This window comes from Blastococcus haudaquaticus, from assembly GCF_900230285.1.
Taxonomy (GTDB): Bacteria; Actinomycetota; Actinomycetes; order Mycobacteriales; family Geodermatophilaceae; genus Blastococcus_B; species Blastococcus_B haudaquaticus.
This window is the reverse complement of record NZ_OCNK01000003.1, coordinates 544,520-558,081: the sequence shown is the minus strand read 5'-3', so window position 1 is coordinate 558,081 and position 13,562 is coordinate 544,520. Positions and strand designations below refer to the sequence as shown.

Annotated in this window: 19 protein-coding genes; 9 read left to right on the top strand and 10 right to left on the bottom strand. The window is 74.1% G+C overall.

Annotated features, from left to right (window positions below; all coding sequences use genetic code 11):
- Window positions 1-5 precede the first annotated feature (5 nt).
- Together CRP30_RS14125 and CRP30_RS14120 are read right to left on the bottom strand one after the other, a co-directional pair.
- A complete protein-coding gene (locus CRP30_RS14125; protein WP_097184580.1) occupies window positions 6-500 on the bottom strand; it encodes a MarR family winged helix-turn-helix transcriptional regulator in 495 nt (164 codons plus the stop codon).
- Between the two features lie 29 nt (window positions 501-529).
- On the bottom strand, window positions 530-934 hold the full coding sequence (locus CRP30_RS14120) for a nuclear transport factor 2 family protein (protein ID WP_097184579.1): 405 nt from the start codon (window positions 932-934) through the stop codon (window positions 530-532).
- Between the two features lie 174 nt (window positions 935-1,108).
- Here CRP30_RS14120 and CRP30_RS14115 point away from each other — a divergent pair, with 174 nt between their 5' ends.
- From CRP30_RS14115 to mscL, 3 genes are all read left to right on the top strand, one after another.
- Window positions 1,109-1,414: an FmdB family zinc ribbon protein gene (locus tag CRP30_RS14115; protein WP_097184578.1), complete on the top strand. Its 306-nt coding sequence runs from the start codon at window positions 1,109-1,111 to the stop codon at window positions 1,412-1,414.
- Between the two features lie 83 nt (window positions 1,415-1,497).
- The gene (cpaB, locus tag CRP30_RS14110; protein ID WP_097184577.1) at window positions 1,498-2,115 is read left to right on the top strand and encodes a Flp pilus assembly protein CpaB; all 618 of its coding nucleotides are present in this window, start codon (window positions 1,498-1,500) and stop codon (window positions 2,113-2,115) included.
- Between the two features lie 50 nt (window positions 2,116-2,165).
- Entirely contained in the window at window positions 2,166-2,603 is a 438-nt protein-coding gene (gene mscL / locus CRP30_RS14105) for a large conductance mechanosensitive channel protein MscL (RefSeq protein ID WP_097184576.1), read from the top strand.
- Window positions 2,604-2,605: 2 nt separating this feature from the next.
- Here the strand turns inward: mscL and CRP30_RS14100 are convergent, their stop codons facing one another.
- Window positions 2,606-3,307: a YbaK/EbsC family protein gene (locus CRP30_RS14100; protein ID WP_097184575.1), complete on the bottom strand. Its 702-nt coding sequence runs from the start codon at window positions 3,305-3,307 to the stop codon at window positions 2,606-2,608.
- A 117-nt stretch (window positions 3,308-3,424) separates the two neighbouring features.
- On the opposite strand from CRP30_RS14100, the gene CRP30_RS14095 reads away from it, so the two are divergent.
- A complete protein-coding gene (locus CRP30_RS14095) occupies window positions 3,425-3,781 on the top strand; it encodes a VOC family protein (protein WP_097184574.1) in 357 nt (118 codons plus the stop codon).
- Entirely contained in the window at window positions 3,778-4,194 is a 417-nt protein-coding gene (locus tag CRP30_RS14090) for a PaaI family thioesterase (protein WP_097184573.1), read from the top strand. The genes CRP30_RS14095 and CRP30_RS14090 overlap by 4 nt, the downstream gene beginning before the upstream one ends.
- Here the strand turns inward: CRP30_RS14090 and CRP30_RS14085 are convergent.
- The 6 genes from CRP30_RS14085 to CRP30_RS14060 form a co-directional block, all read right to left on the bottom strand.
- Entirely contained in the window at window positions 4,191-5,093 is a 903-nt protein-coding gene (locus tag CRP30_RS14085; protein WP_097184572.1) for an MSMEG_6728 family protein, read from the bottom strand. The genes CRP30_RS14090 and CRP30_RS14085 overlap by 4 nt on opposite strands.
- Before the next feature lie 107 nt (window positions 5,094-5,200).
- Window positions 5,201-5,506 carry a biopolymer transporter Tol gene (locus CRP30_RS14080; protein ID WP_097184571.1) on the bottom strand — a complete coding sequence of 102 codons (306 nt, stop codon included), beginning with the start codon at window positions 5,504-5,506 and terminating at the stop codon, window positions 5,201-5,203.
- Window positions 5,503-6,363, bottom strand: a complete 861-nt coding sequence (locus CRP30_RS14075) for an NAD-dependent protein deacetylase (protein ID WP_097184570.1) — start codon at window positions 6,361-6,363, stop codon at window positions 5,503-5,505. Before CRP30_RS14075 ends, CRP30_RS14080 begins: the two co-directional genes overlap by 4 nt.
- Before the next feature lie 38 nt (window positions 6,364-6,401).
- Window positions 6,402-6,773, bottom strand: a complete 372-nt coding sequence (locus tag CRP30_RS14070; RefSeq protein WP_235003473.1) for a hypothetical protein — start codon at window positions 6,771-6,773, stop codon at window positions 6,402-6,404.
- 49 nt (window positions 6,774-6,822) lie between these two features.
- Window positions 6,823-7,266: an SRPBCC family protein gene (locus tag CRP30_RS14065; RefSeq protein ID WP_097184568.1), complete on the bottom strand. Its 444-nt coding sequence runs from the start codon at window positions 7,264-7,266 to the stop codon at window positions 6,823-6,825.
- A gap of 5 nt (window positions 7,267-7,271) precedes the next feature.
- Window positions 7,272-8,864, bottom strand: a complete 1,593-nt coding sequence (locus CRP30_RS14060) for a helix-turn-helix domain-containing protein (protein WP_097184567.1) — start codon at window positions 8,862-8,864, stop codon at window positions 7,272-7,274.
- A gap of 140 nt (window positions 8,865-9,004) precedes the next feature.
- Here CRP30_RS14060 and CRP30_RS14055 point away from each other — a divergent pair, with 140 nt between their 5' ends.
- From CRP30_RS14055 to CRP30_RS14045, 3 genes are all read left to right on the top strand, one after another.
- Window positions 9,005-9,502: a nucleoside deaminase gene (locus CRP30_RS14055; protein ID WP_097184566.1), complete on the top strand. Its 498-nt coding sequence runs from the start codon at window positions 9,005-9,007 to the stop codon at window positions 9,500-9,502.
- Window positions 9,499-10,812 carry a cytosine permease gene (gene codB / locus CRP30_RS14050; protein ID WP_097184565.1) on the top strand — a complete coding sequence of 438 codons (1,314 nt, stop codon included), beginning with the start codon at window positions 9,499-9,501 and terminating at the stop codon, window positions 10,810-10,812. Before CRP30_RS14055 ends, codB begins: the two co-directional genes overlap by 4 nt.
- 99 nt (window positions 10,813-10,911) lie before the next feature.
- Window positions 10,912-11,805: an alpha/beta fold hydrolase gene (locus CRP30_RS14045; RefSeq protein WP_200814748.1), complete on the top strand. Its 894-nt coding sequence runs from the start codon at window positions 10,912-10,914 to the stop codon at window positions 11,803-11,805.
- On the opposite strand, the gene CRP30_RS14040 is transcribed toward CRP30_RS14045, so the two are convergent.
- Window positions 11,756-12,124 carry a hypothetical protein gene (locus CRP30_RS14040; protein WP_097184564.1) on the bottom strand — a complete coding sequence of 123 codons (369 nt, stop codon included), beginning with the start codon at window positions 12,122-12,124 and terminating at the stop codon, window positions 11,756-11,758. The genes CRP30_RS14045 and CRP30_RS14040 overlap by 50 nt on opposite strands.
- A gap of 225 nt (window positions 12,125-12,349) precedes the next feature.
- Here CRP30_RS14040 and CRP30_RS14035 point away from each other — a divergent pair, with 225 nt between their 5' ends.
- Window positions 12,350-13,462 (top strand): acyltransferase family protein, encoded by a 1,113-nt coding sequence (locus CRP30_RS14035; RefSeq protein WP_097184563.1) that lies wholly within the window; start codon window positions 12,350-12,352, stop codon window positions 13,460-13,462.
- The last annotated feature ends 100 nt before the right edge of the window (window positions 13,463-13,562 follow it).

The following is a 13,562-nucleotide window of genomic DNA, read 5'->3' as shown; positions in this document are numbered from 1 at the left end:
CCCAGTCAGTCGGGCAGGTCGTTCCCGTCGCGCACCCGCAGGCTCCGGTCGGGATCGAGCTTCTCGGCGATGGCCTCCAGCGCCTCGCGCAGGACGCTCGTCTGCTCGCCGGTGAGCGGGCCGAACACCGACTCCCGGACGGCGTCGACGTGCCCGGGCGCCACCGCCACGACCACGTCGTAGCCCGCGTCGGTGAGCACGGCGAGGTTGCCGCGGCCGTCGTCGGTGGCGCGCTCGCGGCGCACCCAGCCACGCTCCTCGAGCCGGGCGACGGTGTGCGACAGCCGGCTCTGCGACTGGTTGGCCCGGCGGGCGAGATCGCTCATCCGGCGGCTGCGGCTGGGCGACTCCGAGAGCATGGCCAGGACGACGTACGCGGCGTGGCTGAGCCCTGCGTCGCGCTGGAGCTGGGCGTCGAGAACCCGGGGAACCAGCTCGGACACCGTGAGCCACGCCCGCCAGGTCCGCTGCTGCTCGTCGTCGAGCCACCGATCCGCCACGCCGGCGACCGTACTTCCTGCCGCCGGGCTCAGGCGGTCAGGCGCCGGCCCATCGCCTCGTGCACGGCCTGGATCGCCTGCAGCGGACGCATCATGACGCGGAACTCGACGATCCTCCCGGCGTCGTCGCAACGGACGATGTCGACGCCGTTGACGTCCTTCCCGTCGAGGCTGGTCTCGAACTCGAGCACCGCGGTGTCGCCGCCGAGCACCTGCTTCGTGTAGCGGAACGCCCGGTCGGGGTCGCCCGCCGCGTCGCCGGCCAGCGAGGCGGCGGCCGCCTCCAGGTACCGCGTGGTGATCTCCTTGCCGCGCTGCGGTGTGTAGACCACGGGCGAGTAGAAGACGACGTCGTCGGCGAGGAGCTCCTCCAGACCGCCCGGCAGGTCGCCCTGCATGTACCGGTGCCACCGCGCGACAACGTCCTCGATCACGTCGGGACCCTAGCGCCCGGGGACGCGGCCGGGCCGGCGCGCGACCGGCGGCCGGTTTGCTCACACCGGGCTACACGCGTGGACGCACGGTGCCGGGATGGCGCATCATTGGCAGTCGCCGGGGGCGAGTGCCAACCCGGCGCAGACCCTTCCGCACCACCAGGGAGTACCGCCGTGCCCACGTACCAGTACGCCTGCACCAACCCCGAGGGCAAGCACGAGTTCGAGGTCGTGCAGTCGTTCAGCGACGCCCCGGTGAGCGAGTGCCCGGAGTGCGGCGCCCCCGTGCGCAAGGTCTACGGCTCGGTCGGCGTGGTGTTCAAGGGGTCCGGCTTCTACCGGACCGACAGCCGCAAGTCCTCCTCCGCGTCGGAGACCGCCGGCAGCACGTCGGCTCCGAAGAAGGAGAGCTCCACCTCGTCGACCCCGGCCGCCAGCACCTCCTCCTCGTCCTCGGGTGGGTCGAAGGCCGCCGACTGACGGCGTCCTCCACAGCCGGCGGGGTCGTCCACAGGTTCGGCCGCCTCCCTCCCCCGGGCTGACGGCGACGGCACGCTCGGCGGATGCGTCTCCGCCGTCCCCGGTCGCTGCTGCACACCGCCCGCCGGGTGCTCGCGGTGCTGCTCGCCGCCCTCGCCCTCGTGCTCGCCCTGCGGCCGGCCCCCCGGCCCGCGGCTGCCGACGTCCCGGCCACCACTCCCGTGGCGGTGGCGGCGACGGACCTCCTCCCCGGTGCGCCGCTGACCTCGCAGGACGTCCGCCTCGTCCGGTTCCCGGACGACCTGGCACCCACCGGGACGACCGCGGACGCTGCCGACCTGGCCGGTCGGGTGCTCGCCGGGCCGGTGCGCGCCGGTGAGCCGCTGACCGATGTCCGGCTGGTGGGCGCCGGCCTCACCGCCCGGCTGCCCGAGGGGCAGGTGGCCGCGCCCGTCCGGCTCGCCGACCTCGCGGTGGCGGCTCTCGTGCGGGCCGGTGACCGCGTCGACGTCCTCGCCACGGCCCCGGACGCGGCCGCCGCCGAGGTCGTCGCCGCCTCCGCGCTCGTCCTGGCCGCCCCCGCGGCGGGACCGGAGGGCGCCGGGGGGCTGCTGCTGCTCGCCGTCGATCCGGCGACCGCCGCGCGGCTCGCCGCCATGGCCGCCGCCGCGACGCTGACCCTCAGCCTTCCGCCGCCGTGACACGCTCCGCGGTGCTGGTCCCCGGCCTGCCCCTGTGCGTGGATGAACCCATGATCAAGGGATTCAAGGACTTCCTGCTGCGCGGGAACGTCGTCGACCTGGCCGTGGCAGTCGTCATCGGTGCCGCGTTCACCGCGGTCGTCGGGCAGTTCACCGCGTCGTTCCTGGAGCCGCTGATCGCCCTCGTCGGCGGCGGGGGCCTGGACGGAGGGACCTTCACCGTCGACGGCCAGGTCTTCGACTGGGCGGCGTTCGTCAATGCCGTGATCACGTTCGTGCTGACCGCCGCGGTCGTCTACGTCGTCGTCGTGCTGCCCATGAAGACGCTGATCGAGCGCCGCCGGCGGGGCGAGGAGGCCGGACCCGCCGCACCGACCCAGATCGAGCTGCTGGTGGAGATCCGCGACCTGCTCCGCGCGCAGCAGGGCCAAGGCCCCGGCCCCGGCCCGTCGGGCCCCGGCACGACGGTCCTCCCTGACCGGCTCTGAGTTCAGTCGCTCCCCCAGTGCGGGGGGCGGTCCTCCAGGTACCTGCGGTCGGGGTCGGGCACGTCGGAGGGGCGCTCGCCCCAGCCGACGTCGCTGTCGTCGGGGGCGCGGACCGGCCGCTCGGTCCCCGGAGCAGGAGCGGGAGGAGCGGCCGGAACGGCACGGCCGAGACCCTCGAGCACGTGCGCGCCCGGCAGTGCCGCCAGGGCCGAGCCCGGCACCGCGAGCTTGCCGCCCCGCGTCCCGGAGCCGATGACGACGAGGTCCGCGGCGGCCACTGCAGGGTCCACGAGCACCGGCCAGGACGCCGGCAGTCCCACCGGCGTGATCCCGCCGAAGGCCATCCCGGACTCGGCCACCGCCACGTCCTGAGGGGCGAAGGATGCCTTGCGCGCGTCGAGGTGCCGCCGGACGACGCCGTTGACGTCGGCCCGGGTGGTGGCGAGCACGACGCAGGCGGCGAGGCTGGTCTGCCCGGCCCGCCGCGCTGCGACGACCACGCAGTTCGCCGACGCCTCGAGGGGCACGCCGTAGGCGTCGCTGAACGCCGCGGTGTCGGCGAGGTCCTCGTCGATCTCGGCGACCCACGCCGGCACGGTCAGCCCGGCCAACGCCGCGGCGACCGGGGCCGCGAGGAGGTCGGGCCGCTCGACGGCGGGCAGCCAGGTCAGGGACCCGAGCACGGGAGCAGACGGGGAGGTCACGCCTCGATCCTCCGGTACGGCTCCCGAGCCGACCACACCGCCCGGTTGGCCGGAAGACGACGGAGCGCGGCCGCATCCCGCCTGTCGCCGTCCGACGGAGCGGGTCAGGATGAGCCCATGATCGGACAGCTCCACTCCGTCGTCATCGACGCGCCCGACGCCCACGCGCTCGCCGGCTTCTACGCCGAGGTGCTCGGCATGGAGGTGAAGGGATCGCCGGGTGACGACTGGGTGGTCGTCACCGGGGCCGGCTACCGGATCGCCTTCCAGCAGGCGCCGGACCTGCAGCCACCGGACTGGCCCGACCCGGACCGTCCGCAGCAGTTCCACCTCGACATCCGGGTCGCCGACGTCGACGAGGCCGAGCCGAAGCTGCTCGCGCTCGGCGCCCGCCGGTTGCCCGGCGGAGGCGGGGACTTCCGCGTCTACGCCGATCCGGTCGGCCACCCCTTCTGCCTGGTCTGGGACGCGTGAGCGACCGGCCCGCCGTCGACCTCACCGCCGCGAGCGCCTTCGTGGCGGCGTTCGGGTTCCAGATCGAGGAGGCCACCGGCACGCGGGTGACCGGGCACGTCGAGCTGGGCCCCGACCAGCACACGCCGTGGGGCGTCGTGCACGGCGGCGTGTACTGCTCGGTCGTGGAGTCGGCCGCCTCCGTCGGCGCCAGCCTCGCCGTCCAGGAGCGTGGCCAGTTCGCCGTCGGCGTCAACAACAACACCGACTTCCTCCGCCCGATGACCGCCGGCAGGGTCGACGTCGTGGCAGAGCCGGTCCAGCAGGGCCGCACCCTCCAGTTGTGGCAGGTGCACCTGACGCGGGCCGACGACGGGAAGCTCGTGGCGCGCGGTCAGGTGCGGCTGCAGAACGTGCCCCTCCCGGGGAGCTAGGAGACGGCCGCCGGGTCGAGGACGACGCGGAACAGCGCCCGGGGGTCCTGCAGCGTGGCCGGCGGCAGCGCGGCCGATCGCGGCACCACCCGCTCCCAGCGGGCCGCCCGCCGGTGCGGCAGGAGTTCGCGCCCCTGGAAGAGATAGCCGCCCACGACCTTTCCCAGCAGCAGTCCCGCACCGTGCTCGATCGGCAGCGCGACGCGGTCGCCGGGAGCCATCTCGTCGAGGAAGGCCGACAGCTGGCGGAGGTCCTTGGCCGGACGCCGTCCGGACAGCTCCTTGGACAGGACGCGGAGCTCCGTCGGCGTCAGTCCGGTCGCGTCGACGTCGATGCCGGACTGGACGCCGAGCCCGACCACCCCGGCGGCCAGGCACGCGCCCAGCTCGTTGTGGGAGCGCGGCCGCACGACCCACACGCCGGCGCCCTCGGGCGCCGGCGCCGTGGGCACGCCGTCGGACCCGGGCCACTTGTACGGCAGGTCGTCGGGGTCGCCGGGGAACCGCGGGCGGTAGAACCCCGGGTCCTTGGCGACCAGGTTGGACCGGTGCGAGAGGTGCAGCTCCTCGTCGCCCACCCATCTGGGCAGCAGCCCGGCGGCCGCGGCCTGCTCCTGCGTCATCGCGGCGGCGTCGGGGGCGAACTCCGCGATGAGCGTCTCCGTGGTGTCGGCGAAGCCGCGCTCCCGCCAGACGCGCACCATCGCCAGCGAGTAGACGACCAGCCCGGCGGTGTGCCCGCGCCACATGGTGACCACCGGGTGGTTGGCCCAGCCGTAGTCCGGCAGCTCGAGCGCGCGCAGCACCTGCAGGCACTCCACCCGCTGCTTGCCGAGCCGAGGGTTGTCCAGGAGACGGGCGGACTCGGTGAAGTCGGCGACCGGGAGGAAGGTCTGCATCGCTCTCCATCCTCACCCAGGGTGGAGATGCCCGCCGGATCAGCGGCGGCCTCCGTGCAGGGGCCCACCGCGAGCGGGCGAGGGGTGGGGGGCAGGGAGGTCCTTCTTCAGCCGTCGAGGTCGCGCAGCGCGGTCTCCCAGCGGTCCCGGCGGGCGTCGTCGTCCTGGTCCCACCAGGCAGGGCCCCGCTCCCCCAGCCCGGTCTTGGCCAGCTGCACCCGGGCGCGGGCCGCGGCCACCGCGGCGTCGTCACCCGATGCCTTGGCCGTCCGCACCCCGGAACGGCCGACGCCCAGGTGGTGCAGCAGCCGCTCCCGGACGTCGTCGGGCAGCGCGGGGTCCGCCGTCCGCCACCGCCGACCGTCGACGACGATCCACCGGCCGTCGTCGGTGCGCTCGACGTCCCGGCTCACGCGGTGAGGCGGGCGGCCAGCGCCGGCAGCACCGTCCCGAGCGGGGCATCGACCCGGACGTCGGCCTTGGCGTCGCCGCGGGTGGGCCCGACGTTCACGATCCCCACCGGGATGCCGAGCTTCGCCGCCCGCAGCACGAACCGGTAGCCGCTCATCACCGTCAAGGACGAGCCCAGGACGAGCAGGCTGCCCGCGGCCTCCACCAGCCCGAAGCAGTGGTCGACGCGGTCGCGCGGCACGGTCTCGCCGAAGAAGACGACGTCGGGCTTCAGCGGACCGTCCCCGCAGGCGAGGCAGCCGACCATCACGAAGCCGTCGAGCACCTCGTCGGGCAGCTCGGCGTCGCCGTCGGGGTTGATCTCGTCGGTGCGCGCCCCGAAGTGCGGGTTGGCCGCCTGCAGCCGCTCGTCCAGCGCCGCCCGGGAGGCGACGTCGCCGCAGCCCAGGCAGACCGTGCGGTCCAGCCCGCCGTGCAGCTCGACGACGTCGGTCGCGCCGCCGGCCTGGTGCAGCCCGTCGACGTTCTGCGTGATGACGCCCCCGACGAGGCCCGCGGTCTGCAGCTGACCGACGGCGCGGTGGCCGTCGTTGGGCCGCGCCTCGCGGATCTGCCGCCAGCCGACGAAGCTCCGGGCCCAGTAGCGGTGCCGTCCGCGCGGGTCGCGGGTGAAGGTCTGGTAGGTCATGGGCGTGTGCCGGCGCAGGCTGCCGGTCGCGCCCCGGTAGTCGGGGATGCCGGAGTCCGTGGAGAGCCCGGCCCCGGAGAGGACGACGACGTCCCCGTCGACGACGAGGTCGGCCAGCGCGTCGAGCGCCGTGTGGTGCCGGGGGTCGGCGGGCGGCGCGGCGGTCGTCACCCGGCCATCGTCCCCTCTCGCGGCGACCCGTGCCGGGATCAGTGCAGGGCCAGCACCAGGCAGCAGATCGCGAGGACCAGGGCCACGGGGGTCATCACCATCCGCTCCGGCCGGCTGCGCGAGGCGAGGTTGAGCGCCACGCCCAGCACGAAGTAGCCGGTGAGCACCCACATGGCCACGCCCACCATGCCTTCGGGCAGCACGTCGAGCACGCCGGCCGCCTGGAGCACCAGCAGGGCGACGACGGCGTAGATCGCGAGGGACACCACGCTGCCGATGCGCAGGCCCGTCGGCAGGACGGCGTGCTGCCCTCCCCAGGCGAACCGCCCCAGCGGCGCGCCGGCGACGAGGAGGAGCTGGAAGACGGCGAGGCAGCCGAGAACTGCGACCGCGACCCAGGCGGCGACCATGATCACGCGTGCACCGTAGTGGCGCGCCGCAGCCCTCCCGAGGAGGTGCTCAGCGGGCGGCGAGCTCCGTGTCCAGCCGCTCGAGGATCTGCTCGTACACGCGGCGCAGGCCCTTCGGCGCGAAGGTGCGCTCGAAGAACCCGCCGATGCCCCCCGCGCCGTTCCAGGTGGTGCGCACCCGGACCGTCGAGGTGCCGGCGTCGGCCGGGACCACCGTCCAGGTGGTCACCATCGAGGAGTTGGCATCGGACTCCACGAGGGTGCCGGCGGGCTCGGTGACGTCCAGGAGCTGGTCGCGCACCCGCTTCTGCGTCGCGGCGAACAGCCAGTGCACCCGCGTACCGGCGCCCTGTCCACCGGCCTCCACGCGGTAGTCGCTGAACTGCTCCCCCAGCACGCGGCGACGGGTGCCCTCGTAGTCGGCCAGCGCGGCGCGGACCTGCTCGGCGGGCGCTCGGACGACTCGTTCGGCGGTGGCGACGACCTGACTCATGCCGCCTATCCTCCTGCTCCGCCGGCCAGGACCGGCACCGGCCCCGCCACCCCGCCGCGGGTGGCGGCCGGCACCGTCTGGGGATCCAGCCCGGTGCGCATGCGCCACGCGCTCAGCGCCAGCCCCAGGCAGGTCCGCTGGCCCGGGTCGTCGACCGGGGCGCCGAGCAGGTGCTCGATGCGCTCGAGACGGGCGTAGAGCGTCTGCCTGCGGATCCCCAGCACGTCGGCGGTCCGGGTCTTGCTCAGCCCCGTCGCGACATGGGCGTCCAGCGTCCGCAGCAGATCCGTCCCGTGGGCGGCGTCGTGGTCGACGAGCGGCCCGAGCTGCCCGGTGACGAAGGCGGCGATCTCCGACGCGTCCAGCCCGCCGGCCAGCAGCCGGTGCACGGCCACGTCCTGCGCGAGCACCACCGGCTCGCGGCTGCCGATGCGCCGGCTGAGGGTGACCACCTCGCGCGCGCGGGCCACCGCACCAGGGACCGCGGCCAGTTCCCCGACCGGGTCGGCGACGCCGATGGTGCGCACCGCGGCACCCAGGGCGCCCGCACGCAGCTGCCGCAGGAGGTCCTCGGCGGCGTCCCGCTGCCTGCGCTGCGCCGAGCGGGGCCACCCGCGGGCCAGGACGACCACCGCGCTGCCGGCCGCGCCGACCAGGCATCGCCCGAGCACGCTCTCCGCCGCCTCCCGCACCGCGGGCACGGCCTCGCTCGCGGGCGTGCGCCGGTCCACCTCGACGGCGAGGACGAGCACCGCCGCGCCGGGAGCCGGCGCCCAGCCCGCCGCGGACATCCGGGCCTGCAGGTCGCCCTGCGAGACGAGCACCCCGGCCACCATGTCGGTGACGACCGCCTGCGCGAGCGACGGCCGCGAGCCCAGGTCGGGGTGGCGGCCCAGTTCCAGCGCGACGGCGACGGCCGCGCGGCCCGCCACGCCGGTGCGGCCGGCGGTCGGGCGGCCGTGCAGCACGAGCCGGCCGACCGGGCCGTGCGGCCCGCGCACCTCGGCGACGGTGCGTGCCGTGGAGTCGAGCAGACCCGGGGTGTGGCTGCGCTCGACGACCCGCCCGTCGACGTCGACCAGCTCGACCGGGCAGTCGGCCATCCGGGCGGTGGCGTGCAGGACGGCGGCGAGCCCCTGGCCGGAGACCACCAGCCCGAGCAGCTCCTGCCAGATCGGCTCACCCGCCCGGCGCCAGGAGAGCTTGCGGCGCAGCAGCAGGTCGTGGAAGTCCTCGACCATCCGGACGAACGGGACGACCTCGTGCAGCGCCAACAGCACCATCCCGCGCCGCCGCGCCGTCTGCACCAGCTCATGCGGGACCACGGCGAAGGAGCGTCCGACCTCCAGGGCCAGCGCGGAACAGCCGGCGTCGGCCAGCTGCTCGACGTAGCCCGCCACCTGCTGGGCGGTCCGCCCGTGCAGACCCAGCCCGGTGGTCAGCAGCAGCTCGCCGCCCGCCAGCAGCCCGCCCATCTCGTAGACCTCGGAGGAGTGCACCCAGCGGACGATGGCGCTGTCGGGGTCGCCCGCGAGCACCTCGGGCGCGGCTGCACGGAGGGCGGGCAGGCGGAGGACCTCGGTGACGGTGGGCAGCACCGGGGAAGGCTCGCGGCGGCTGGACGCCGTGTCAAGCAGCTGCCGGTCTGGAGCGGACACCATGTCCCTTGTCCCGCAGGGCTACGGAGCGCTTCGCTGCGGGTGCAGCACCACCGCCCGCCGCACCGGAGGAGAACCCCGTGACCGCCGCTCCCCTGCCCACCGCGCCACCGGACCTCTCCCCCGAGGAACGCGACCGCTTCTACCTCGGCCTGGCCGTCGAGCAGGCCCGCATCGGGTGGGACGAGGGAGGCGTGCCGATCGGTGCCGCACTCGTCCACCGCGACGAGGTGCTGGCCGTCGGCCGCAACCGGCGCGTGCAGCTCGGCAGCCCGATCCGTCACGGGGAGACCGACTGCATCGACCAGGCCGGGCGGCAGCCGGCATCGGTGTACCGGGCCAGCGTGCTCTACACGACGCTCTCGCCCTGCTACATGTGCGCCGGCACCGCGCTGCTCTACGACATCCCGCGCATCGTCATCGGCGAGAACCGCAGCTTCCAGGCGTCGGAAGCGCTGCTGCGCTCGAAAGGCGTCGAGCTCACCGTCGTCGACGATGCCGAGTGCATCGAGCTCATGCGCCGCATGATGACCGAGCGCCCCGAGATCTGGAACGAAGACATCGGGGAGGAGTCATGAGCAGCACGTCGGGCGCCGGTCCGGTCCTGGACGCCGACGAGGCCGCCGCCATCGACCCGGACTACCCGGTCACGCCGGTCCCCGCGCACGCGCGGAAGTCGTTCTTCTCGGTCGCCGTCGTCCTGCTGGGCTTCACGGTGTTCACCCCGACGATGCTCGCCGGGGCCGCGCTCGGCCCGGCGTTCGACTTCAGCGGCCTGCTGCTGGTCATCGCCATCGGATCCCTCGTCCTCGGGACCTACGTCGCCGTCATGGGGTGGATCGGCGCCCGCACCGGGCTCACCACCGTCGTCATGGCCCGGTACACGCTCGGCACCCGCGGCGCCAAGCTGTCCTCGGTGCTGCTCGGCGGCACGCAGGTCGGCTGGTACGCCGTCGTCGTCGGGACGATCGGCGACCTCACCGCGGAGGCGCTGGGCTGGGAGTCCTACGGCGCCAGGGCCGCGGTCATGGTGGTGACCAGCGCGCTGATGTGCGCCACCGCCTACTGGGGCTACGGCGGCATGTACTGGGTGTCGCTGGTGTCCACCCCGCTGATCCTCATCCTCGCGTTCTGGGTGCTCGCCCGGTCGCTCCAGGAGGTGGGCGGATTCGCCGGCCTGGCCGACGTGCAGCCGACGACGTCCATGGCTCTCGCCGTGGCGGTGACCACCGTGGTGGGCACCTTCGTGTCGGCCGGGACCCAGGCACCGAACTGGACCCGCTTCGCCAAGCGCGGCTCGCACGCCGTCTGGGCCTGCGTCATCGGCTTCTTCATCGGCAACGGCCTGATGGTCTTCTTCGGTGCGGTGGGGGCCCTGACCTTCGGCGAGGGCGACTTCGTGCTGGTCCTCTACCAGCTCGGCCTGGTGGGCTGGGGTCTGGTGCTGTTGTTCGGCAACCTCTGGAAGAGCAACGCCGACACCGCCTACGCCTTCGGGGTGGCCGGGGCGGAGCTGTTCAACCGGCCCAGCAAGGCGCCCTTCGTCATCGGGGGGTCGGTGATCGCCACCGTGCTGGCGCTGACCGGCGTGCAGAACCACCTGGTCGACTACCTGGTCCTGCTCGGGACGTTCATCCCCCCGCTGGGCGGCGTCATCATCGGCGACTTCCTCGCCCGGTGGCGGCGGGGCATCCCGGAGGACCACGTCCCCCCGGCCGTGCGGTGGCCCAACGTGCTCGCCTACGCCGTCGCGGCGTTCCTGGCGTGGCTCAGCGGGGAGCTCGAGATCGGGATCCCGCCGGTCATCGGCATCCTCGTCGCGGTCGCCCTGTCCATGGGCCTGTCCCGCCTGTCCGCCGGTCGTCCCCGGTCCGCCGTCGCCGGCTGACCCGCGCGTCGTCCCGGTCCGGCCCCGGACGGACCGGGACGACCCAGGGGTGGGGGACGTCACGGAGGCCCCGGCGCCCCGTGTGGGTACCCGGGGTGGATGAGTTCTCCGCTGTCCTTCACCCGTTCCGGCGCCGGTGAGCCCCTCCTGCTCCTGCACGGCTGGGGCAGTTCCCGCCGCGACTTCGCCGCCGTCCTCCCGGCTCTGACCGAGCGGTTCGACGTCGTGAACATGGACCTGCCCGGCGCGGGACGCTCCCCGCACCTGCTGGAACGGCCCACCGTCGCGGCGATCACCGACGCGGTGGAGCGCACGCTGGACGGCGAGGGCGTGGGCCGGGTGCACGTGCTGGGGAACTCGCTCGGCGCCCGGGTCGCGATCGAGCTGGCCCGCCGCGGCCGCGCGCTCTCGGTGGTGTCCATCGCCCCATCGGGCCTGAACATCCTGCCGGAGCGGGTCTTCCAGGGCACCGGTCTGGCCGCCGCCCGGCTGGTGGCCCGCACGATCTCCCCGCTCATCGGCCCGCTGTCCCGCTCGGCGGTCGGCCGGACCGCACTGATGCTGCCCCTGAAGACCCGTCCCTGGGCGACCGGCGAGGAGGAGGGCATCGGTCTGCGCGAGGGTTTCGCGGACTCCCGCGACTACTGGCGCATGCTCCTGTGGTCCCTGCTGCTCGACGTCCCCCGGGGGCTCGGCCACATCGACTGCCCGGTCCTGCTGGTGCAGGGCACGGCCGACTGGATCGCGATGGGGCAGACCGTCCGCTACCTGCCTCTGGTCCCGCGGTCGCGCTTCCGTCCGCTGCTCGCCGCCGGGCACGCGCCCCAGTCCGACCGACCGCGCACCATCGTCGAGATGGTGGAGCGGACGGCGGCACAGGCCCGGGAGGCCGACGCCGCCGGCACCCTGCCGTCGGAGGCCTCGGTCGACGAGCCGGCGGTGGCTACTGCGCCTCTTCGGCGTTCAGGTAGGCGCACCGGAACCGGGCGGTAGACATCGCCTCGGTGAACCGGGCCTCCCAGGCCGGGTCCTGTGCCGGGAAGGTCTCCAGCACCCGCTCGTCGAGCACCTCGGGTCGGCCGTCCAGCCCCGTGTAGGTGCGGCGGACGAGCACGCGGGTCGTGCCGTCCACCTCGTCGTGCGCCGGCACCCACCGCGCCTGCGCGATGGCCGCTGCCAGCTCGGCGCGCTGACGGGGCGGCGGCACTGCTCCGCCGCCGCTGCGGAGGGCGTTCCACAGCGACCACCCCACGACCCCCAGGGCACCGAGCACGGCCAGCACCAGGGCCAGCTCGATCAGCGCGAGGACCATTCCCCGACGGTAGTTCCCGGGACGCCCTGAGGACCCTGGAGAGGACCGGCCCGAGGGCTCGCACGGGGCCGGTCCGTCCCATCCGACACGGCGCACGGCCACTTCCGCACCACGCGTCCCAGCCCCGGCGGGTCGCACCCCTGACGGCCTCGTGGCTGACCGTAATCTCCGGCGCACGGAGGGTTGCTGCTGCGGGGGGTGCATGTGCCTGGACTGTCGGGTCCGATGACCCATGCCGAGTACCTCTTGATCCGCCGGTTCGGCGTGCTCGACGGACTCCGCGCGATCGCGATCCTGCTCGTCTTCACCGCCCATCTGCGCGGCGACCTCTTCGCCGTCCTCCACGGCGCCACCGGCGTCACGCTGTTCTTCGTCCTCAGCGGCTACCTGATCACGACCCTCCTGCTGCGCGAGGAGGACCGGACCGGCGCGGTGGACTTCGCGTCGTTCTACGTGCGCCGGACCTTCCGGATCTATCCGATGTTCCTGGGGGTCATCGCGCTCTACTGCGTGCTGATCCTCGGCCTCGGCATGGACGCCGAGCGGCGTGACCTCTGGGTGGACAACCTGCCCTACGTCGTCTGGTTCCCCGAGCACCTGCCGTACTTCCGGACGACCGACGCCTACCCGGCGTTCAGCGGTGCCTGGTCCATCGGGATCGAGGAGAAGTTCTACCTCGTCTGGCCGGTCCTGGGCTTCCTGCTCCTGGCGGCATGGAAACGGGCCCGCATCCCGGTGCTCGCGGTGATCGCCGTCGCGTCGTCGGTCACCGGGTTCTCCGACGACCTGGTCTACCTGGCGCCCTACCAGAACCTGGCGTTCGGCGCGATCGTCGCGGTCCTGCTGCACCGCGAGCGCACGTACGCGATCGTGGCGACCCTGGCGCGACCGCGGAACCTGCTCGCGGTCGCCGTGGTCGCCGTCGTCCTGCAGCTCGCCACCGGCACCGCGGTCTACATCTACGGGGACCTGTACGGGCTGCACGGCCTGGTCATCGCGCTGGTGCTGGCCGGCCTCGTGACGACCCACTCCCGACACGTCGCCTGGCTGAGCAGCCGGCCCATGGCCTTCCTCGCCGCGATCTCGTACACCTTCTACCTGATCCACGGGTTCTTCGTGAACGCCGTCGAGATGGCCGTCCCGGAGGACTGGGGCCGCCCCGGTTCGCTGCTGTCGGCGGCCCTGGCGCTCGGCCTCGCGGTGTACGCCTCCTGGATCGTGCACCGCTGGTTCGAGGAGCCCCTGCGCCTCTACGGCGTGGCTCTCTCCAAGCGCATGGCGGAGCGTCGCGCCGCCCGCCGTGCCGCCCCGGCGCCGCGCGAGACGGTGTCCGCCTGAGGCGGAGCCGTACGACCATTCTCCATTTCGGCAAACGTGGTTGCCGATATCGCACAGCCGCCCGCACGATCGGGGCCGGCCCGCGACAAGGAGATGCACG